This is a genomic window from Actinoplanes auranticolor (genome assembly GCF_018332655.1).
In the GTDB taxonomy this organism is placed as follows: Bacteria; Actinomycetota; Actinomycetes; order Mycobacteriales; family Micromonosporaceae; genus Actinoplanes; species Actinoplanes auranticolor.
The window spans coordinates 36,098-55,409 of sequence record NZ_BOQL01000009.1 but is presented as its reverse complement, the minus strand read 5'-3'; the positions used below and the strand labels follow the sequence as shown (position 1 = coordinate 55,409).

17 protein-coding genes are annotated in these 19,312 nt (G+C 72.5%); 6 read left to right on the top strand and 11 right to left on the bottom strand.

Features of this window, described 5'->3' with window-relative positions:
* Window positions 1–59: 59 nt before the first annotated feature.
* From Aau02nite_RS04745 to Aau02nite_RS04725, 4 genes are all read right to left on the bottom strand, one after another.
* Complete coding sequence (locus Aau02nite_RS04745; protein ID WP_212987074.1) at window positions 60–1,235, bottom strand: VWA domain-containing protein; 1,176 nt, start codon at window positions 1,233–1,235, stop codon at window positions 60–62.
* Window positions 1,232–3,652, bottom strand: a complete 2,421-nt coding sequence (locus Aau02nite_RS04740) for a DUF5682 family protein (RefSeq protein ID WP_246594901.1) — start codon at window positions 3,650–3,652, stop codon at window positions 1,232–1,234. Before Aau02nite_RS04740 ends, Aau02nite_RS04745 begins: the two co-directional genes overlap by 4 nt.
* Window positions 3,645–4,706, bottom strand: coding sequence for an ATP-binding protein (locus Aau02nite_RS04730; protein WP_212987073.1), 1,062 nt, complete (start codon window positions 4,704–4,706; stop codon window positions 3,645–3,647). Before Aau02nite_RS04730 ends, Aau02nite_RS04740 begins: the two co-directional genes overlap by 8 nt.
* Window positions 4,707–4,787: 81 nt before the next feature.
* On the bottom strand, window positions 4,788–7,628 hold the full coding sequence (locus Aau02nite_RS04725; protein ID WP_212987072.1) for an SWIM zinc finger family protein: 2,841 nt from the start codon (window positions 7,626–7,628) through the stop codon (window positions 4,788–4,790).
* A 69-nt stretch (window positions 7,629–7,697) separates the two neighbouring features.
* Here Aau02nite_RS04725 and Aau02nite_RS04720 point away from each other — a divergent pair, with 69 nt between their 5' ends.
* On the top strand, window positions 7,698–8,267 hold the full coding sequence (locus Aau02nite_RS04720; RefSeq protein ID WP_212987071.1) for a TetR family transcriptional regulator: 570 nt from the start codon (window positions 7,698–7,700) through the stop codon (window positions 8,265–8,267).
* 329 nt (window positions 8,268–8,596) lie between these two features.
* Here Aau02nite_RS04720 and Aau02nite_RS04715 read toward each other — a convergent pair whose 3' ends face one another.
* Window positions 8,597–9,739: an EamA family transporter gene (locus tag Aau02nite_RS04715; RefSeq protein WP_212987070.1), complete on the bottom strand. Its 1,143-nt coding sequence runs from the start codon at window positions 9,737–9,739 to the stop codon at window positions 8,597–8,599.
* Between the two features lie 92 nt (window positions 9,740–9,831).
* Between Aau02nite_RS04715 and Aau02nite_RS04710 the strand changes: the two genes are divergently transcribed.
* Window positions 9,832–10,326: a MarR family winged helix-turn-helix transcriptional regulator gene (locus Aau02nite_RS04710; protein ID WP_246594900.1), complete on the top strand. Its 495-nt coding sequence runs from the start codon at window positions 9,832–9,834 to the stop codon at window positions 10,324–10,326.
* On the opposite strand, the gene Aau02nite_RS04705 is transcribed toward Aau02nite_RS04710, so the two are convergent.
* A complete protein-coding gene (locus tag Aau02nite_RS04705) occupies window positions 10,323–11,123 on the bottom strand; it encodes an SAM-dependent methyltransferase (protein ID WP_246594899.1) in 801 nt (266 codons plus the stop codon). The genes Aau02nite_RS04710 and Aau02nite_RS04705 overlap by 4 nt on opposite strands.
* A gap of 31 nt (window positions 11,124–11,154) precedes the next feature.
* The gene (locus Aau02nite_RS04700; protein WP_212987069.1) at window positions 11,155–12,162 is read right to left on the bottom strand and encodes a glutathione S-transferase family protein; all 1,008 of its coding nucleotides are present in this window, start codon (window positions 12,160–12,162) and stop codon (window positions 11,155–11,157) included.
* Window positions 12,163–12,268: 106 nt separating this feature from the next.
* On the opposite strand from Aau02nite_RS04700, the gene Aau02nite_RS04695 reads away from it, so the two are divergent.
* Together Aau02nite_RS04695 and Aau02nite_RS04690 are read left to right on the top strand one after the other, a co-directional pair.
* Complete coding sequence (locus Aau02nite_RS04695; RefSeq protein ID WP_212987068.1) at window positions 12,269–13,369, top strand: calcium:cation antiporter; 1,101 nt, start codon at window positions 12,269–12,271, stop codon at window positions 13,367–13,369.
* Window positions 13,370–13,588: 219 nt separating this feature from the next.
* Window positions 13,589–13,822 (top strand): hypothetical protein, encoded by a 234-nt coding sequence (locus tag Aau02nite_RS04690; protein ID WP_212987067.1) that lies wholly within the window; start codon window positions 13,589–13,591, stop codon window positions 13,820–13,822.
* A 128-nt stretch (window positions 13,823–13,950) separates the two neighbouring features.
* On the opposite strand, the gene Aau02nite_RS04685 is transcribed toward Aau02nite_RS04690, so the two are convergent.
* Complete coding sequence (locus Aau02nite_RS04685) at window positions 13,951–15,009, bottom strand: LacI family DNA-binding transcriptional regulator (protein ID WP_212987066.1); 1,059 nt, start codon at window positions 15,007–15,009, stop codon at window positions 13,951–13,953.
* Window positions 15,010–15,238: 229 nt separating this feature from the next.
* Here Aau02nite_RS04685 and Aau02nite_RS04680 point away from each other — a divergent pair, with 229 nt between their 5' ends.
* Complete coding sequence (locus Aau02nite_RS04680; protein WP_212987065.1) at window positions 15,239–16,639, top strand: DUF1996 domain-containing protein; 1,401 nt, start codon at window positions 15,239–15,241, stop codon at window positions 16,637–16,639.
* Window positions 16,640–16,708: 69 nt separating this feature from the next.
* On the opposite strand, the gene Aau02nite_RS04675 is transcribed toward Aau02nite_RS04680, so the two are convergent.
* The gene (locus Aau02nite_RS04675) at window positions 16,709–17,299 is read right to left on the bottom strand and encodes a DUF305 domain-containing protein (RefSeq protein WP_212987064.1); all 591 of its coding nucleotides are present in this window, start codon (window positions 17,297–17,299) and stop codon (window positions 16,709–16,711) included.
* 311 nt (window positions 17,300–17,610) lie between these two features.
* Window positions 17,611–18,402 (bottom strand): endonuclease/exonuclease/phosphatase family protein, encoded by a 792-nt coding sequence (locus Aau02nite_RS04670; protein ID WP_212987063.1) that lies wholly within the window; start codon window positions 18,400–18,402, stop codon window positions 17,611–17,613.
* Window positions 18,403–18,447: 45 nt separating this feature from the next.
* On the opposite strand from Aau02nite_RS04670, the gene Aau02nite_RS04665 reads away from it, so the two are divergent.
* Window positions 18,448–18,924, top strand: coding sequence for a hypothetical protein (locus Aau02nite_RS04665; RefSeq protein ID WP_246594898.1), 477 nt, complete (start codon window positions 18,448–18,450; stop codon window positions 18,922–18,924).
* Between the two features lie 6 nt (window positions 18,925–18,930).
* On the opposite strand, the gene Aau02nite_RS04660 is transcribed toward Aau02nite_RS04665, so the two are convergent.
* On the bottom strand, window positions 18,931–19,305 hold the full coding sequence (locus tag Aau02nite_RS04660; RefSeq protein ID WP_212987062.1) for a VOC family protein: 375 nt from the start codon (window positions 19,303–19,305) through the stop codon (window positions 18,931–18,933).
* Window positions 19,306–19,312 lie beyond the last annotated feature (7 nt).

Sequence of the window (19,312 nt, the reverse complement as noted above, 5' to 3'; positions counted from 1 at the left end):
GCCGCCCTGCCGGTCTGCCGGTCTGCCGCCCTGCCGGTCTGCCGGTCTGCCGGAGCTGCTCAGCGGTCGGCGAAGCGTTGGGCGAAGGCCATCAGGTCCCGGCGTTCGATCGCCGCCGCCATCAGGTCCGGGAACGCGTCCGGTGTGCACGCGAAGGCCGGCACGCCCAGCGCGGCCAGCGCCGCCGCGTTCTCGTGGTCGTAGGCCGGCGCGCCCTCGTCCGACAGCGCCAGCAGCACCACCACCTGCACGCCCGCGGTCTTCATCTCCGCCACCCGGCGCAGCATCTGCTCCCGGATCCCGCCCTCGTACAGGTCGCTGATCAGCACGAAGACGCTGTCCCGGGGCCGGGTGATGAGCTGCTGGCTGTAGCCGATCGCCCGGTTGATGTCCGTGCCGCCGCCCAACTGCGTGCCGAACAGCACCTCCACCGGATCACTCAGCTGGTCGGTCAGGTCGACCACCGCCGTGTCGAAGACGACCAGCGACGTCCGCAACGACCGCATGGAGGCCAGCACCGCCGCGAACACCCCGGAGAACACCACCGAGGCGGCCATCGAGCCGGACTGGTCGACGCAGAGCACCACGTCCCGCTGGATGGCGGTGGCGCGGCGGCCGTAGCCGATCAGCCGTTCCGGGACGACCGTGCGGAGCCCGGGCTGGTAGTGCTTGAGGTTGGCCCGGATCGTCCGGTCCCAGTCGATGTCGGCGTGCCGCGGCCGGTTGATCCGCGCGGCCCTGTTGAGGGCGCCGCTGACCGCCGCCCGGGTCTGCTGGGCGACGCGCTTCTCCAGCTCGGTGACGACTTTGCGTACCACCTGCCGCGCCGCGTCCTTGGTGCGTTCCGGCATCACCCTGTTCAGCGAGAGCAGCGTGCCGACCAGGTGCACGTCCGGCTCGACCGCGGCCAGCATCTCGGGCTCCAGCAGCAGCCGGGTCAGGTCCAGCCGCTCGATCGCGTCGGCCTGCATCACCTGCACGACGGTGCTCGGGAAGTACTCGCGGATGTCACCGAGCCACCGGGCCACCTTCGGCGCCGAACTGCCCAGCCCGGCCGAGCGGGCCGTCCGGCCGGCCTCGCCGTCACCACCGGCGTCGTACAGCGCGGACAGGGCCGCGTCCATCGCACCGTCGCGCCCCTGCGCCGCGCCGAGCGACTCGTCGGCCGGACCGCCGAGCACCAGCCGCCAGCGCCGCAGCCGCTCGCGACGCGCGGGGTCTTCGATGTCCGTCATGAGACCTCCCGGCCCAGCAGCGCACTCAAGGTCGGCAGCACCAGAGCCGCCCGGTCGTGGTCCAGCACCAGCGGCTCGGCCGCGGCGCCACCGGCGCCGCCCGGGTCCGCGACGCGTTCGCCGATCGCGCGCCGCTCACCCGCGGCGAAAGCCCCGAAGGTACGGCGCAGCAACGGCAACACGTCGTCGAAGGCGTCCGGTGCGATGTCGGCGAGCCAGCCGTCCAGCAACTCCAGCAGCGCGTCGTCGTGCACGAGCAGCAGGCCACCACCGGCGAGGAACCCCTCCACCCAGGCGGCGCCGTGCGCGGGCGGCGTGCCGACGGTCAGGGGCAGCCGCAGCCGCCGCTGCACCTCGGCGGTCCCGAGCCGGCCCGCGTCCAGCAGCAACCGGGTGAACCGGCCGGCGAGCAAACCGTGCAGATCCGCGCGCTGTGAGAGCGACTCCAAAGTGGTCAGCCAGCGGTCGCGCAACTCGTCGTCGTCGAGCAGGCTCACCGCCGAGTGCACGCCGTCGATGTGGCCGCGCAACTCCTTCGCGGCGTCGTCGGACAGCGAACCGACGGCCGACGGCAGCCCGGCGCAGACCCGGGTGAGCAGGCTGGCCGTGACGGTGGCCAGTCCGGCGACGTCGGTGCGCCGGACGTCGCCGTAGCGCAAGGTGCGGGCGAGGGCGGGGATCGCGGCCATCAGGTGGTTGATGTCGGCGTCGAGCGCGGCCCGGGTGTCGAGCGCGGCCAGCACCGGCGGGTACGCATCCGCGAGATCGGCGAGCAGGCACACCTCGACGAGCGCGGTCACGTCGCCGAGGGCCGTCGCCTTGCGGGCCGCGTCGGTCACCTTGGTGGTGGCCGCGGCGACGACGGTGGTGCCGTACATGCTGCCCTCGACGAGCTGGACGGCGAAGTCGGGCTGCCACCGCAACCGCCACTGCTCCCGGAACGTGCCGGTGCCGCGCTGCGTGGTGTCGGCCTCACCCCACGGCACCCCGATCGCGCGGAGCCGGTGCAGCAACCGGCTGCGGGCCAGGTCGATGTCGCGGCGCAGGTCCAGATCGAGAACGCGTTCCAGCGCCTCGGGCTTGAGCCGCACGGAACGTTGCTGGGCGGCCAGATCCCGGGCGAGTGGTACGGCGGGCATGGCATCGGGCACCGCACCGAGCCGCTCGCCGACCACCAGACGCCGATCGATCAGCTCGACCCGCAACCGCTCGCCGTCGCACATGACGGCCTCGGCGGCCTCGGTCACCTCGGCCAGCCCGGCCAGCGGGCGCCCGCGCACGCCGGCCAGCGCCTCGGCGAGCCGGGTGGCCTCGATGACGTGTGCGGAGGAGGTGGGCACACCCTCGGCCCGGAGCACCTGGGCGGCGTCGACGAGCCACCGCGGGACGACGTCGGCACCGGTGGTGAACAGGTGGTGGTACCAGCCCGGCGACCGGACCCCGGCCCCGTAACCGGACCAGGAGGCGAGCCGCCCGTACGTCCACGGCACCCAGGTGAACACCACCTTGGTCTTCTTCCGCCCCTTGAGCAGCGCGGCATCCTCCCGCGCGATGACCTTGCGGGCGAGCGCGGGCACATGCCAGGCCCCGCAGACGACGGCGATGTTCTCGTGGGTACGCCGCACCTCCCGCAGCACCGTGCGCATGTAGGCCTCGCGCAGCAGATCCTCGGCATCCTCGGGGGCGTTCTCCCGGATGGCCGTCATGGCCTCGGCGATGGCGTCGAACGCGGGCATCCCCCGATGCTCGACGACGTCCTCCCACCACCGCTCGGGATCGTCGTAGCCGGCGGCGGCGGCCAGCTCCCCGATGGGATCGACGGGCCGCAACCGCACCACAGGCCCGTCCTCGGCGGCTCCTTCACGATCGTCGTCCACAAGGGACCGAGGGTCGGGATGGGCATCCGCGGGGTTGTGGTCGGGTTCGCCCGTCGGCGGGCCGGTGACCTCTGCGGTGGAGGGATCCGGGCGACTCGGCGCCGCTGCTGCGCTGGTGCCCGGCGGCGCAGCAGCCTCAGCGGGGAGGGCGGCGGGTGGGCCGGCGGTCGGTGTCCGGGCGGGCGGTGGGCCCGCGGCCGGTGGGGTGTCCGGGGTGCGGTTGTCGGTCAGGCGGTAGGCGTACGGCAGGTCGAAGAAGCGGACCGGCACCCCGTGCTCCGCCGCCCAGCGCATCGTCTGCCATTCCGGGGAGAAGACCGCGAACGGCCAGAACGCCGCGCGGCCCGGGTTGTCCGCGGCGTAGCCCAGCAGGGCCACCGGGGGTTCGAGGCCGGTGTCCGCCACCCAGCGGACCAGGTCGTCCGCCTCCGGGGGCCCTTCGATCAGGATGATCTCCGGGCGCTGGCGGTCGAGCTCCTGCACCACCGCGCGGGCCGAGCCCGGGCCGTGGTGCCGGATGCCGTAGAGCCGTTCAGGCATCGCGGGCGGCTCGGTAGAAGTCGCGCCAGTCGGTGCGTTCGCGGACGACCGTCTCCAGGTATTCGCGCCAGACCACGCTGTCGGAGACCGGGTCCTTGATGACCGCGCCCACGATGCCGGCGGCCACGTCGCTGGGGTGCAGGTGGCCGTCGCCGAAGTGGGCGGCCAGGGCCATGCCGCTGGTGATCACCGAGATCGCCTCGGCCGGGGACAGCGTGCCGGTGGGGGACTTCAGCTTGGTGCGGCCGTCCTCCGTGAGGCCGGTGCGCAGCTCGCGGAAGATCGTCACGACCCGGCGGATCTCCTCCAGGGCGGTGGGGACCTCGGGCAGGTCCAGCGATTTGCCGAGCTGACCCACCCGGCGGGCGACGATCTCCACCTCTTCGTCGGCGGACGCCGGCACGGGCAGGACCACCGTGTTGAACCGGCGGCGCAGCGCGCTGGACAGCTCGTTGACGCCGCGGTCGCGGTCGTTCGCCGTGGCGATCAGGTTGAAGCCGCGCTGGGCCTGGACCTCCGTGTTGAGCTCCGGGACGGGCAGGGTCTTCTCCGAGAGCACGGTGATCAGGGCGTCCTGCACGTCGGACGGAACCCTGGTCAGCTCCTCCATCCGGGCGATGGTGCCGGTCTGCATGGCCCGCATGATCGGGCTGGGCACCAGGGCCGCCTCGGACGGGCCCTCGGCGATCAGGCGGGCGTAGTTCCAGCCGTACCGGATCGCCTCCTCGGCCGTGCCGGCCGTGCCCTGCACCAGCAGGGTCGAATCGCCGGAGATGGCGGCCGCCAGGTGCTCGGACACCCAGGTCTTGGCCGTGCCGGGCACCCCGAGCAGCAGCAGCGCCCGGTCGGTGACCAGCGTGGACACCGCGACCTCGATGAGCCGGCGGGGCCCCACGTACTTCGGGGTGATCTTGGCACCGTCACCCAGCAGGTAGGTCACCACCGCCTGCGGCGACAGCCGCCAGCCGGACGGGCGTGGCCGCTCGTCCGTCGTGGCCAGCAGGGCCAGCTCCTCGGCATCCTGGTCCTCGGCGTGCGGTCGCAGTGCGGTCACTCGAACTCCCTGTCTGTCCCTGCGGGGAAGGCGATTCCGATGCCGGGAACGTTACTCGGGCCCCCCGACAAAATGGGCCGGTCAGCGCAGCTCCTGCAGCATCTCGTAGCGGAAGTCGAGGGTGCGGGCCAGGTCGGCCACCGGCCGGACCCGCGACAGATCGCCCTGCTGCTGGTCGAGCTGCTCGGCCAGCCGCGCCACCGGCACCGCGTACCGGGGTGGCATGGCCAGCGCTGCCGCCCGGCACAGCTCCGCGAGCTGCCAGCTGTGCTTGTCCGTCCGCGCCCGGTGCGCGATCGTCTCCACCACCGCGACCGCCAGCTCCTCCGGCCATTCGCCCGGGTGCACCGCGAGCAGCCGGTGGGCCAGGTGATCCTCGCGCCGCAGGAAGTCGGCCGCGATCCGGGCCAGGTCGGCCGGGGGCAGCAGCAGGTGCAGATCCCAGCGCACCGCCTCGCGCAGCTTGGCCGCGCCCTCTCCGGTGTCGTTGGAGACGAGCGCCGTGGCCCACTCGGAGTCACCCTGGACGATGGCGGCCTTGGCCCACCCGTGCAGCAGTGGCGTCTCCCAGTCGTGGCCACGCGCCAGCTGGACGACCGCGGCGGGACTGCGGTCCAAGGCGGCGGTCCAACTGCTCAGCGGGGTGCCGGCGAGGACCTCCTCCAGCAGCCACGCCTGGACTCCCGTGCCGCGCGCGGGCTGCGCCGCCACGCCGTCGCGCCGTAGCTCCGGCGTCAGCTCCCCGGGCGGTGTGACGACGAGCCGGCCGTCCCAGTGCACCGCTTCGTGGGCGCGCGCGGTCATCCGCTGGGCCAGCGCTGATCCGGGCAGCTGTTGTAGCAGGTCGAGAGCAGTTTCTCGGACCTCCTTGCGCCGGTCGTCCAGGGCCTGCTCCAGGAAGGCATCGTCGGCCAGGGAGAGGCCGGTGTCGAGAGCGGCCACGAAGCGGGCGCGGTCGTCGGGCGCCTCCGTCGGCCAGGTGCTGCGCAGCAGCGCGAGGGCGGCAGCCGGATCGGTGGCGCGCAGCCGCGACAGGTACGCGAGCCGTTCACCCGCCGTCCCGGTCTCCCACACCTCCGGATCGCTGGGCACCCCCGCGGCCGGGGCTTCGTCGCGCAGCCACCGCCAGTCGGGCCGCATCGCCGCCAGCCACGCGCCGCGGTTGCCCGCCACCTTGCCGAGAGCGGGCCGGATCGCGCCGTTCCGGCGGCCGGCATCCAGCAGTGCCGGCAGCGTCTCGGGCGGCACGTGCCCGCCGTGCGCGGCGGCCGCCACCAGCCACTGGGCCAGCAGCTCCTGCACCTGCTGAGCGCCCCCGGGCGCGGCGCCGTCGGTGAGCAGGCGCAACAGCCGGGCCGCCGCGGCCTCCGGCAGGGGTTGATCGATCTCCGCGGGCGCCGCCTCGACCGGCGCGTGCCCGGACACCGGGGTGATGCCGGCCCGGTGGTACGTCAGTGCGGTCGCCGCCGCCTCCAGCAGCGATCCCTGTCCCGTGTGCAGCTCGCGCTCTCCCATGTGGACGGTGTCCGCGGCCCACGGCCGGCGAGCCGTCCCGACCAGGGCGGCCGCCAGCAGATCGGCCGGCAGCTCGGGCCGGCGTGCCGCCGTGGTGTCGGGCACCGGCGGTGCGGCCGGCACATGCCGGCCGTCGATCCAGGCCGCGAGCGGTCGCAGCCCCGCGGGCGACCACTCGCCCGCGACGGTGGCCGGCGCGCCACCGGCCGCTGCCAGCAACCACCACGGCTCACGATGGCCGGGGGCCAGCGGCAGCGACTCGCCCGCCGGGTCGGTGAGGAACCCGTCGGCGCTGGGCGCGACCCCGGTGATCAGCATCGGCACGTCCGCCCGCCAGGGCTCGGCCGCGATCGTGGCGGACCACCCCGCCAGGGCGGCCCGCAGCCCCACCGCGCCGGCCGGCGCCGTCAACGGCCGCGGCACGCCGAACTGCTCCTGCACGAGCGCCCGCAGCGGCACCGCCCCGGGATAGAAGCAGAGCGCCGCGTCGATGACAGTGCCGGGCAGGAGGTCGGCCACCAGCGACTGGCCGGGCGCGGCGAACGACAGGACCAGCGCGAACCGTCCGGTCGTGGCGCCCAGCAGCCAGGTGCGCCGGGTGGTGATCGCTCCCTCGTCGCTGTCGACCTGGCCCAGGATCTGCCAATGGTCACGGACGGCGGTGGTGGCGAGCACGTCCTCCTGGGCGACCGGGAAGCCGATCCGGGACCGAACCGTCGCGGCCAGCGCGGGCGGCAGGGTGTCGAGGCGTTCGTGACCGGAGACCAGCAGGCGGATCATCGCCAGGCCGCCCAGCAGCCGGTCGGCCCAGTGCGGTCCGATGCCCGCGACACCCCCGAGGCGCCGGACCGCCGAGGCCACCGCGGGGGCCTGCGCGTCCACGAGGCGGGCAGCCATCGTCTCGTACGGCTGACGCCCGGCCTGTTGCGCCCCGGCCAGCCCCTGCTGCACCTGGTCGTCCAGCCACCGCCGCAGCTCCGCCAGGCCCGCCGCGACCCGCTCGGCGCGCTGCTGCCCGCGCTTGCGAGCCGCCTCGGGGTCCACCGGTCCGCTCGCCCGGGGAGTGGCCCGCGCCGCGCGTCCGGCCAGCCATTCCGTCACGAAGGCCGGCGCTGTGGTGGCCGGGCGGATCTCGGCGCCCTCGGCCCAGAGGAGGAGCAGCCCCAGCGCGTGCTTGCACGGGAACTTCCGGCTCGGGCAGGAGCACTTGTAGGCCGGACCGGCCAGGTCGACGCCGACCTGGTACGGCTGCCGGCCGCTGCCCCGGCACAGCCCCCACAGCGCCTCGCCGACCAGGCCGGTCTCCTGCCATTTCGCGGCGCTGCTCACCCCGCGCGCACCTTTCAGCGAGCTCGCGTCGGGGGCCAGCGCGGTGACTCGGGCGGCGGTCCAGCGTTCAACGGGCACTGTCGCACTCTAGGGGCCGGGTACGACAGAATGCTCCCAACTAACCGGTTAGTCAGCTAGGCTGGCCGTGTGGCGCGGGATGCTGAGGACACCAGAAGGCGGTTGCTCGAAGCCGCGGCGACCGAGTTCGCCGAGCGGGGCATCGCCGGGGCCCGGGTGGACCGGATCGCCGCCGCCGCCTCGGCCAACAAGGCGCTGATCTACTCCTACTTCGGCAACAAGGAGGACCTGTTCGACGCCGTGTTCCACGCGCTGGTGGTGGACACCGTCGAGGACGTGCCGATCGACCCGGACGATCTGCCCGGCTACGCGGCCCGGCTGTTCGACCGCGTCCAGCAGCAGCCGTACGCGTTGCGCCTGGCCCTCTGGCACTCCCTCGAGCGCGGCAGCGCGTCCCTGCCGGCCGCCGTCGTCGCGGCGAACCGGCAGAAGGCCGACGCCATCGCGGCCGCGCAGCGGGCCGGCCGGATCAGCGACAGGTTCCCGCCCGGGGAGCTCCTGGCCCTGGTCACGGGCCTGTCCGTGCTCGGCTCGCCGGATCTGGCGCTCACCCACACCGCGGGGCCCGACGGCCTCGCCGCACGCCGCCGGACGGTCGTCGAGAGCGTCCGGATCCTCACCGCGAAGGACGGGACATGAAGGTCATCATCTTCGGCGCGACCGGCATGGTCGGTCAGGGCGCGCTGCGCGAGAGCCTGCTGGCCGCCGACGTGGAGCAGGTGCTGAGCGTGGGGCGCCGGCCCACCGGAGTGCGGCACCCGAAGCTGCGGGAGGTCACGCTCGACGATTTCGCCGACCTCACCCCGATCGAGGACGAGCTGCGCGGCTACGACGCCTGCTTCTACTGCCTCGGCGTCTCCTCGGTCGGGCTCGACGAGGCTGCGTACACCAGGATCTCGTACGACTATCCGGTCGCGGCCGCGCACCTGCTCGCCGGGCTGAACCCGGCCCTGACCTTCGTCTACGTGTCAGGCGCCGGAACGAAGCCCGACGGCCGGTCGATGTGGGCGCGAGTCAAGGCCCGGACCGAGATCGAGGTCATCAAGACCTTCCCGAACGGGTACGGCTTCCGCCCCGGGTTCATCCAGCCGACCCACGGCGCCACCTCGAAGACCGGCCTCTACCGGGTGACCTACGCGCTCACCGCGCCGCTGATCCCGTTGCTGTTCAAGATCGCGCCGAAGTACGTGACCAGCACCGACCGGCTTGGCCGAGCCATGCTGCGGGCCGCGCGCACCGGTTTCGCCACCCGCATCGTGGAGAACGCGGACCTGCGCTGACGTCCCGGCCAGCACCGCGCCGAAGGCGATCAGCATGCCCAGCACCTGCACCGGGGTGAGCCCCTGACCCAGGGCGGCCCAGCCGACGGCGGTCGCCACCACGGGCGAGAGCAGTGCGAGCAGCGAGACCCGGGCCGCGGGGAGCCGGTCCAGGCCGCGGAACCAGATCGTGTACGCCAGGGCCGTGCCGATCAAGGACAGGTACGCGTACCCGGCGACGTTCACGCCCGTCAGCGTCGCCGGCAGTCCCTCCACGCCGAGGGCCAGCGGAGCCAGCAGGAGTCCGCCGGCGGTGAGCTGCCAGCCCGTGGTGGTGAGCAGCGAGGCGTCCGGGCGTCCCCAGCGCTTGGTCAGCACCAGCCCGAGGGCCATCGACGCCGTCCCGGCCAGCCCGGCCAGCAGCCCGATCGGGTCGAGCCCCGCCTCGGCGGTCAGCACGGCGAGGGCGACCCCGCCCGCGCCGGCGACCGCCGCCAGGACCGTCCGCAGCGCGACCCGCTCGGTCAGCAACAGCGCGGTCAGCCCCGCGACCAGCAGCGGCTGGGCCGCGCCGAGCACTGCCGCCATCCCGCCGGGCAGCCGGTACGCGCTGACGAACAGCAGGGCGAAGAACACGCCGATGTTGAGCGTGCCCAGCACGGCCGACCGCCACCACCAGTCGCCATGGGGCAGCCGGCGGGTCAGGGCGACCAGCAGCAGTCCAGCGGGCAGGGCGCGCAGCGCGGCGGCGAGCAGAGGCCGCCCGGGCGGCAGGAACTCGGTGGTGACGGCGTATGTGGTGCCCCAGACGACCGGGGTCAGGGCGGTGACCAGCAGAACCGGCGGGCGCATCGGAACTCCCTCGACGTAAAGTATCTCGATATCAAGAGACTTCTCGGGGAATCCCTTCTTGTCAAGAAGCTCGACATCGAGAGAATGGGGTCGTGGCACACACCGACGGCGTCGACCGGATCACCCAGCAATGGCAGCGCGAGCGTCCCGACCTGGACACGACCGCGATGGCGGTGTTCGGCCGGATCTACCGGCTGGCCCGGATCGCCGGCGACGAGGGCGAGCGGGCGTACGCGGACTTCGGCATCGGCCGCGCGGAGTTCGACGTGCTGGCGACCCTGCGCCGGTCGGGGGAGCCGTACGAGCTGTCGCCGGGGGCCCTGGCCGCCTCGATGATGCTCAGCACCGGCGGCACCACCGCGCGGCTGGACCGGCTGGAGAAGGCCGGGCTGGCCGAACGCCGCCCGTCACCCTCGGACCGGCGCGGCGTGCTGGTCCGGCTGACGCCGGAGGGCATCGACGTGGTCGACCGGGCCGTGGCCGCCGGGCTGGCCCGGCAGCAGGGCCTGCTGAGCCACCTGTCCCCGGCCGACCAGCGCCGGCTGGCCGACCTGCTCCGTGACGCGCTGGAGCCGCACGACGGTTAGGGCTTGCGGCCCACCGCGCCGTACATGGCGATGTGCGCGGGGTTCGGGCGGGGCTCCGGTTCGGACTCCGCGCGCCACTCGCTGACCGGGGTGACGCCCGGCTCGATGAGCTCCAGCCCGGTGAACAGGTCGGTGAACTCGGCGCGGTCCCGGGGCCAGATGTTGGTGACACCGGCCGCCAGCGCCGCGTCGTAGTCGGCCGCCATCTTCGCCGGCAGCGGGTCCTTCGTCGCGTTGGTCACCACCAGGAAACTGCCGCTGGGCAGCCCGTCCAGCAACGTGCGCACGATCGGCGCGCCGGCGCCGTACCCCTGGACGAAGTGCAGCACCGCGACCAGCATCAGCGCGACCGGCTCGCCCAGGTCGAGGGTCGCCCGCAGGTCGGGGTCGGCCAGGATCTGCTCGGGCGAGCGCAGGTCGGCCTCGATGTAGGTGGTGCGGCCCTCGGGCGTGCTGGTCAGCAGCGCCCGCGCGTGCACCATCACCATCGGGTCGTTGTCGACGTAGACGACCCGGGACTCCGGCGCGATGCGCTGCGCGACCTCGTGGGTGTTGTCCGCCGTGGGCAGGCCGGTGCCGATGTCCAGGAACTGCCGGATGCCCGCCTCCGCGGCCAGGTATCGGGTGGCCCGCTGCAGGAACCGGCGGTTCTCCAGCGCGGCCAGCCGGGCCGTGGGGAAGGTCTTGAGGATCTCGTCGCCGGAGGCGCGGTCGACCGCGAAGTTGTCCTTGCCGCCGAGCCAGTAGTTGTACCGGCGGGCGGGCTGCGCGGTCGAGCTGTCGATCTGGTCGCTCACGGGACCTCCAGGGTGGACACCGGAGGAGATCCTATGCGGCGGCACCGTGCCCGGTGGGGACGACCTCCGTCTCCTTCGGCGGCGGGGGCGGGGTGCCGTCGCCGAACGGCCGGCCGCCGAGCGCCTCGCGCCCGTGCTCGGTGAGCCAGTTGCCCAGCTCGGGGCCCGAGGGCACGATCCCCGTCGGATTGATGTCGCGGTGCACCTCGTAGTAGTGCTGCTTGATGTGCACGAAGTCGATCGTGTCCCCGAAGCCCGGCGTCTGGAAGAGATCCCGCGCGTACGCCCACAGCACCGGCATCTCGATGAGCTTCTGCCGGTTGCACTTGAAGTGGCCGTGGTAGACCGGATCGAAGCGCACCAGCGTGGTGAACAGCCGCACGTCGGCCTCGGTGATCGTGTCCCCGGCCAGGTAGCGCCGGCCGGACAGCAGCTCGGAGAGCTTGTCGAGCCGGTCGAAGAGCCGGTGGTACGCCTTCTCGTACGCCTCCTGGGTGCCGGCGAAACCCGCCCGGTAGACGCCGTTGTTGACGTCGGCGAACACGGACTTGTTCACCCTGTCGATCTCTTCGCGCAGGTGCTCCGGATACAGCTCGGGTGCGCCCTCGCGGTGGTACTTCTTCCACTCCAGGCTCAGGTCCACGGTGATCTGCGCGAAGTCGTTGGTGACCACCTGCCCGGTCGGCACGTCCACGATCGCGGGCACGGTGATGCCCTTGTCGTAGTCGGGGAACCGGGCCAGGAAGGCCTCCTGCAGCCGTTCGATGCCGAGCACCGGGTCGCGGCCGCCGGGATCGAGGTCGAAGGTCCAGCTGCGCTCGTCGTGCGTCGGCCCGGCGATGCCCATGGAGAGCACGTCCTCGAGGCCGAGCAGCCGCCGTACGATGATCGCTCGGTTGGCCCACGGGCAGGCGCGGCTGACCACGAGCCGGTAGCGGCCCGGCTCGACGGGATAGCCGTCGCGGCCGTCGGCCGTGAGCCGGGTGGCGATGTAACGCTGGTCGCGGGAGAACTCACCGGACGGGTTGACGTAGGCCATGTCGCTATGGTGCCCCGGCAGTGGGGTGCGGCAACGTCAATGCGTCAAATTCCGGGGAGACGCTGGTCGCAGGGCACGGGAGCCGGTTCTCTGGCAGGGTTGACCGATGAACGCGAAGATCACCAGCTACCTCGCCCGCTGGACGGCCTGGGTCCCGGTCCTCGCCGTCGCCGCTCTCATCCTGACCTGGGGCCGCGACCTGCCGCCCCCCATCGTGATCATCAGCGGTCTGCTACTGGCCGGGGCCGTGCTCGCCGCGGTGCACCACGCGGAGGTGGTCGCCCACAAGGTCGGCGAGCCGTTCGGCTCCCTGGTGCTGGCCGTGGCCGTGACCATCATCGAGGTCGCCCTGATCGTCACGCTGATGATCAGTGGCGGCGACAAGGCGCAGGCCCTGGCCCGCGACACGGTCTTCGCGGCCGTGATGATCACCTGCAACGGCATCCTGGGCCTGTCCCTGCTGGTCGGCGCGATCCGCCGCCGGGTCGCGGTCTTCCACTCCGAGGGCACGGGCGGGGCCCTGGCCGCGGTGGCGACGATCGCCACCCTGAGCCTGGTCCTGCCCAGCTTCACCACGAGCCGCCCGGGCCCGCAGTTCTCCCCCGCCCAGCTCGCCTTCGCCGCGGTCGCCTCACTGACGCTCTACCTGCTGTTCGTCCTGGTCCAGACGCACCGGCACCGCGACTACTTCCTGCCGATCACCACGGCCGGCGAGGTCATCAAGGGGGAGGACCACCTCGAGCCGCCGACCACCCGGGCCGCGCTGACCAGCGTGGGCCTGCTGCTGGTCGCCCTGATCGCGGTCGTCGGCCTGGCCAAGGGCGTCTCCCCGTCGATCGAGTCGGCGGTGGCCGGGGCCGGGATGCCCCAGGCGGTGGTCGGCGTGGTGATCGCGCTGCTGGTCCTGCTGCCGGAGACGATCGCGGCGGTACGGGCGGCAGCACGTGACCGCATGCAGACCAGCCTGAACCTCGCCCTGGGATCGGCGATGGCCAGCATCGGCCTGACCATCCCGGCGATCGCCATCGCGATGATCTGGCTGGAGGGCCCGTTGCTGCTCGGCCTCGGCGGCACCCAGATGGTGCTGCTGGCGCTGACGGTGGTGGTCGGCACGCTGACGGTGGTCCCGGGCCGGGCCAACGTCCTGCAGGGCGGCATCCACCTGGGACTGCTGGCGGCCTTCCTCTTCCTGGCCGCCAGCCCGTAGCCGGGCCTGGCATCGGTTGAGGAACGACGAGGCCCCGCACGTTGATTCGTGCGGGGCCACTCTGTGCCGTACGGCTGACCAGCTCGGCCGGCGGACCGCTCACCTGTCTGCCGCATGCCAACTATTAAACCCCGCAGTAGGCCAAACGGCAAGGAATGTGTTTGGCCTACTCGATGGATATACCGGTTGGCCTACATGCCGACCAGGGACGATGCACTCGTGACTCTTGAGGCGGCGGTCCGAAAGCTCCGTACGGCGGAGGCCGGGATACCTCGTGCCCAGGAGCGGGCGGCCCAGATCATCCGGGAGGCTCGGGAGAAGGTGGACCAGGCGCGCGCCGACCTGGCCGAGGAGATCCGCGCCGCTGACCGGGCGGGGATGCGCCAGGTGGACATCGTGGCGGCCACCGGGTACAGCCGGGAGCGGATCCGCCAGATCCTTCTTGACACTTGACTGTCAGGCCCTTCCCGCAGGACGCCGCGACGTGAGTTCCGGACGATGACGATCTGCCGTCACCTCCGGCCAGCCCTGGCCGCCGTACCCCTGAATCTGTGGCGGTGGGCGCGTCCCGCCGCACCTGGTCAGGCTGACTGGCGCAGCACCAGGGTCGGTTCGTAGATCACCGACGAGATGCGCATGGTGGGGTCCTCGATGCGGGCCATCAGCAGACGGGCGCTCTCCGCGGCCATGTCCTCCAGCGGGTGCCGCACCGTGGTCAGCGCCGGGCTGGCCGCCACCGCCGCGCTGCTGTCGTCGAAGCCGACCATCGCCACGTCGTCCGGGACGTGGCGGCCGGCGTCGCGCAGAGCCAGCAGGGCACCCAGGGCCATCAGGTCGTTGGCCACGAAGACGCCGTCCACCGCCGGGTGCTCGGCCAGCAGGGCGCGCATCGCCTGCTCGCCGCTGTCCTGGGTGAAGTTGCCCGAGACCAGCGGCACCCAGGCGTGCCCGTGCCGGGCCATCGAGCGGCGGAAGCCGGTGATCCGGTCGTTGCTGGCCGGCACGTCGACCGGGCCGGAGATCATCGCCACCAGCTGGCAGCCGCGGCCGACGAGGTGGTCGGCGGCCAGCGATGCGCCGGTGTCGTTGGCCAGGTCCACGTAGTTGATCGGCACCGGGTCGGCCGGGCGGCCGATCATCACGGCGGGCACGCCGGCGTCGGTGAGCATGCGGGGCAGCGGGTCGTGGCCGGGCAGCGACAGCACGATGACGCCGTCGGCCTGGCCGTGGCGCAGGTCGCCGACCAGCCGGGTGCGCTGCTCCTCGGTGCCGACGATCTGCAGCGCGAGCTGGATGCCGGCCGCGCGCAGCACGCTCATCAGCCCGCCGACGACCCGGCCGAAGTACGGGTCGGCGAAGAACCGGCCCATGAACGGGTCGTCGTCGTGCGACTCGGAGTCGGAGACGACCAGGGCCACCGTGCCGGTGCGGCGGGTGACCAGGGACCGGGCCAGCCGGTTGGGCACGTAGCCGGTCTGGCCGACCGCGTTCCACACCATCTCGTGCAGCTGCGGGTCGACGTTGCGGATGCCGTTGATCACCCGGGAGACCGTGGCCCGGGAGACGCCGGCGACCCGGGCCACGTCCTCCAGCGTCGGCAACCGCTCGCCGACGGGCAACCGCCGGGTGCCGGCGGTCATGAGGTGCTGCTCCGGGTCCGCATACCCGTTTTTATAGCACATCCTGGAGAGCGCTCTCCGACCTGCCCTTCCAGACCCGTGCGAGGGCCGCCGGGTTCCGGAACCACCGGGGCATATTGACGTACACGCAACCTCGGCGTAACACTTCGGAAAGCGCTCTCCAAGTCATCCCGGCCGATCCCCGCACGTCCGGCTGTGGTGCCATCCGTCCTCACCCCGTGGAGAACTCATGAGATCAGCAAGAAGCCGGCTCAGCCGGCTCATCGCGCCGCTGGCCGTCGCCACCGTCGCCGGATCGCTGCTGGTGGCCGGAGTGCAGTCGGCGCATGCCGCCGACACCCTGCTGTCGCAGGGCAGACCGGCGCTCGCCTCGTCGCTCGAGAATGGAGAGTCGCCGGCGGCGGCCGCGGTCGACGGTCGTACGGACACCCGGTGGGGCAGCCAGTGGGCCGATCCGCAGTGGTTGCGCGTCGACCTCGGCAGCACCGCCACGATCACCCGGGTCGTGCTGGAGTGGGAGGCCGCGTACGCGAAGGCGTACCAGATCCAGACCTCGCCGGACGGCAACGCCTGGACCACCGTCTACGGCACCACGACGGCTGCCGGCGGCAGCCAGACCCTGACGGTCAACGGCAGCGGCCGGTACGTGCGCATGTACGGCACCCAGCGCGGCACCGGCTACGGCTACTCGCTGCTCGAGTTCAAGGTGTACGGCACCAGCGGCAGCACGCCCCCGGCCGGCGGCGGCTACGTCCTGGCCGATCCGCCGGTCACCGGCGTGACCCCGTCGACGGCGACGCCACCGGCGACCAACCCGCCCACGACCCACCACGAGTTCCAGGCGAACTGCTCGGTGAGCCGCTCCAACCTGCCGGACGACCCGATCGTCTTCCCCGGCATGCCGGGCGCCTCGCACTCGCACACGTTCATGGGCAACACCACCACGAACGCGGCGACGACTCTGGCCAGCCTCAACGCCGGTGGCACGTCCTGCATCACGCCGGGCGACAAGACCGCGTACTGGATGCCGACGCTGCTCAACGGCGACACGGCCGTCCAGCCGGTGGGCCGCCAGGTCATCTACTACAAGAGCGGCGTGCTCGACTACCGCAGCGTGCGCCCGTCACCCCCGGGCTTGCGGTACGTGGTCGGCAGCCCGTCGGCGACCCTCGACGAGTTCAGGAACTCGCCCGGCGCGGTCGAGGGCTGGGAGTGCGGCGACAGCGTCCGCAACTGGGACTTCCCGGGGACCTGCCCGGCGGGCACCCAGCTGAACATCCGGTACCAGGCGCCGAGCTGCTGGGACGGCATCCACCTGGACACGCCGGACCACAAGAGCCACATGGCGTACCCGACGGTCGGCGTGTGCCCGGCCAGCCACCCGGTGGCGGTCCCGATGGTCGAGTTCAAGATGGCGTTCCCGGTGAGCGGGAACCTGGCGAACGTGCGGCTGTCGAGCGGGCGGGCGTACTCGTTCCACTACGACTTCTACAACGCCTGGGACGTACGCACGCTGAACGCGCTGGTGACCCACTGCATCAACGGCGGGCTGCAGTGCGACCCGCGCGGCTTCGACCAGTACAAGCCCGAGCGGGGCGCGGCGCTGAACGCAAACTACGTCCTGCCGTAACAGTAACGCGAAATGGTCCGGGTGCCGCCGGTCGGGCGCCCGGACCATTTCGCGGCACCGGAATAACAGTTATTTCCCGCTGGATTTCGGCGCGGGCAGCTCGGCGAGAAATTGGCGGCGGCCGGTGACCACCCGGGCGGCGAGATCCTTGGTCCGCGGCTCGAGGCCGGCTTTCTCCTCGCTCTCGGCGAGCTTGACGCCCTGCTCGAGATGCGCCCTGAGGTGCTGGGCGAGCAGCTTGTCGAAGGCGGCACCCCGGGCGGCCGCGGCCTCGGCGACCTGCTCCGGGGTCACCATGCCGGGCATCGGCATGCCCTTGTGGGGATTCTCCGCGGGCAGCCCGGCCTCGTCGTGCAGGCTCCGCAGGGTGCCGAGCTCCTGCTCATGAGTGGCCCTGACCTCGGCCGCGAGGGCCCGCAGGCCGGGATCCGAGGCGTGCGTGGGAGCGAGGGCGAGCAGCGGCAGAAGCTCCTCGTTCATCGCGATGGTGATCTCGACCCAGGCCAGATCGGTGCCCCCGAAGAAGCCGGAACTGCCGGGAGCCTTCGAACTGGAGACGGCCGGGGGAGCCGCCGGAGACGCCCCGGAGTCGCAAGCGCCGGCGCCGAGCAGCAGGGCCATCAGGCAGCCGCCCGCTACAGCCCGCAGCGCGATGCTCACAAAGAACTCCATTCCGAAAAGAGGCAACCCAGTCTCTGCGGCGCGGTCGGGCCATGTCAATATCGCCCTGTCGAATTCCCATCCGTGACGGTTCCGGAACCATCAGCATATTGACGGGCCGCAACACCACGGCAACAATCAAGGCGGCCGGGAAATCGCTCTCTCGGCCCGCAGAATTCCCCTGCGCGCCACGGTGCCACCGAGCCTGTGGCGCGCAGGGGCCTCCACCTCCCGCCGGCAAACAGCCATCCGGCCGGCAACCGGCAACCGGCCCTCGGCCACGGCTCGGCTCAGCCCGGCTCGGCTTCGCGTCACGGGTCCAGGTCGGCGCCGATGGCGTAGTGGTCGGACGGGTAGAGGCCGTGGATCGGGCGGTCACCCGCAATGAAAGCGCCCCGCACAGTCACGGTGGCGTCCGGGCGTCCCGGGCGCACCAGCACGTGGTCGATCCGGCGGTCGATCAGCGTGGTCGCCTCCAGTGGCGCGTACGGCAGCAGCGAGTCCAGAGTGGTCGCCCCCGGATCGCCCCCGCCGGCCTCCCACGTGTCCACAGTGACCGCCCGCAACGGCGCCAGTTCCGGCTCGTCCGGTGGCGCGTTGAGATCTCCGATCAGCAGCACCGGCAGGGGCCCGTCGAACGCCGGATCCGTCACCAGCTCGGCCAGCGCCATCGTCTGCGCGGCCCGGTCGGCGGCGTACTGCGGCTCCCACTCCCGGCACGTGACGATGACGTGCAGGTTGCCCCGGGGATGGTCCAGCGTGCCGATCAGAGCCGTCGGGGGCGGTCCGGGGCGCTCGGTGTGCGGCAGCTCGCGGACCTCGGTGCGCAGGATCGGCCAGCGGCTCAGCAGACCCAGCCCGACAGTGGCACCGAGCTGACCGGGCTCCTCGACCGGGTCCGGCGCCGGTGGCAGTGAGGTCGGCGCGAAGGCCGCGTGCATGCCGAGGTGTCCGGCCAGCACGTCGGGCTGCGTCGTGCCGTCGGCCGACCAGGTCTCCACCAGCCCGACCACGTCCGGCTGGTACGTCTCGAGAGTGATCCTGATCCCGGCGGCCCGCTCCCGCCAGTTGCCGCCGAAGCGCCACCATACGTTCCAGGTCATGACCCGCATGGTGAGACGGTAAGCCCGCCGGGTTTAGATGGCACGGTGAGCCGACCCGTTCTGCTGCTGGATCTCGACGGGGTGCTGAACCCCTTCGCCGCGTCCTCCTGCCCCGACGGATATCTCGAGCACGAGTTCTATCCCGGTGAGGGCCCCGAGCGTTACTGCCCGGACCACGCCGCGTGGATCACCGAGCTGGCCGCCGCCGGTGATCTGCGCTGGGCGAGTGCCTGGGGCGAGGACGCCAACCTTCTCTTCGGCGCCAAGCTGGGCGTCGCCGCGCTGCCGGTGGTGCCGTTCCCGCCGCTGCCGTTCCCGCCGGAGGCGAAAGTGCCGGCGGTGGCCGAGGCGGTGGGTGACCGCCCGGCCGCCTGGATCGACGACAACCACACCGAGGCGGGCCGCCGCTGGGCCGCCGGGCGGTCGGCACCCACGCTGCTGGTGCCGGTCGACTCGGCGGTCGGCTGGACCCGTGCGGACGTGGACCGGGTCCTGCGGTGGGCGGCCGGCCTGGCGGGCTGAGCGGTCTCAGGCGTTCTGCCAGAGGCCGATCAGGTTGCCCTCGGAGTCGTGGACGTAGGCCGAGAAGCCCATGTCCCCGACGGGCTGGCGGCCGATCGCCACCGTGCCACCGAGCTCCTCGATCCGGGCCAGGGCGTCGTCCAGGTCGTCGACGCCGATCGTGATGACCGGGCCGGTGATCGGGCCCTGCCGGGCGAGCATGCCGCCGTTGATGCCGCCGGGCTCACCCGGCCGTCCGGACTCGTCCGTCGCGGTCGTGGTCACCATCGTGTAGCCCATGCCCGGCATGCTCGCCAGCTGCCAGCCGAAGGCCTCGCGGTAGAAGGTGTGGGCCCGGTCGGCGTCGTCGAACGGCACCTCGAAGTGGACGACTTTGTCCATGACTCCT

Excerpts from the sequence above, each read along its gene's own strand:
- Aau02nite_RS04745 (WP_212987074.1), bottom strand. The coding sequence starts at position 1,235 with ATGACGGACATCGAAGACCCCGCGCGTCGCGAGCGGCTGCGGCGCTGG.
- Aau02nite_RS04740 (WP_246594901.1), bottom strand. The coding sequence starts at position 3,652 with ATGCCTGAACGGCTCTACGGCATCCGGCACCACGGCCCGGGCTCGGCC.
- Aau02nite_RS04715 (WP_212987070.1), bottom strand. The coding sequence starts at position 9,739 with ATGCGCCCGCCGGTTCTGCTGGTCACCGCCCTGACCCCGGTCGTCTGG.
- Aau02nite_RS04700 (WP_212987069.1), bottom strand. The coding sequence starts at position 12,162 with ATGGCCTACGTCAACCCGTCCGGTGAGTTCTCCCGCGACCAGCGTTAC.
- Aau02nite_RS04695 (WP_212987068.1), top strand. The coding sequence starts at position 12,269 with ATGAACGCGAAGATCACCAGCTACCTCGCCCGCTGGACGGCCTGGGTC.
- Aau02nite_RS04685 (WP_212987066.1), bottom strand. The coding sequence starts at position 15,009 with ATGACCGCCGGCACCCGGCGGTTGCCCGTCGGCGAGCGGTTGCCGACG.
- Aau02nite_RS04680 (WP_212987065.1), top strand. The coding sequence starts at position 15,239 with ATGAGATCAGCAAGAAGCCGGCTCAGCCGGCTCATCGCGCCGCTGGCC.
- Aau02nite_RS04670 (WP_212987063.1), bottom strand. The coding sequence starts at position 18,402 with ATGACCTGGAACGTATGGTGGCGCTTCGGCGGCAACTGGCGGGAGCGG.
- Aau02nite_RS04660 (WP_212987062.1), bottom strand. The coding sequence starts at position 19,305 with ATGGACAAAGTCGTCCACTTCGAGGTGCCGTTCGACGACGCCGACCGG.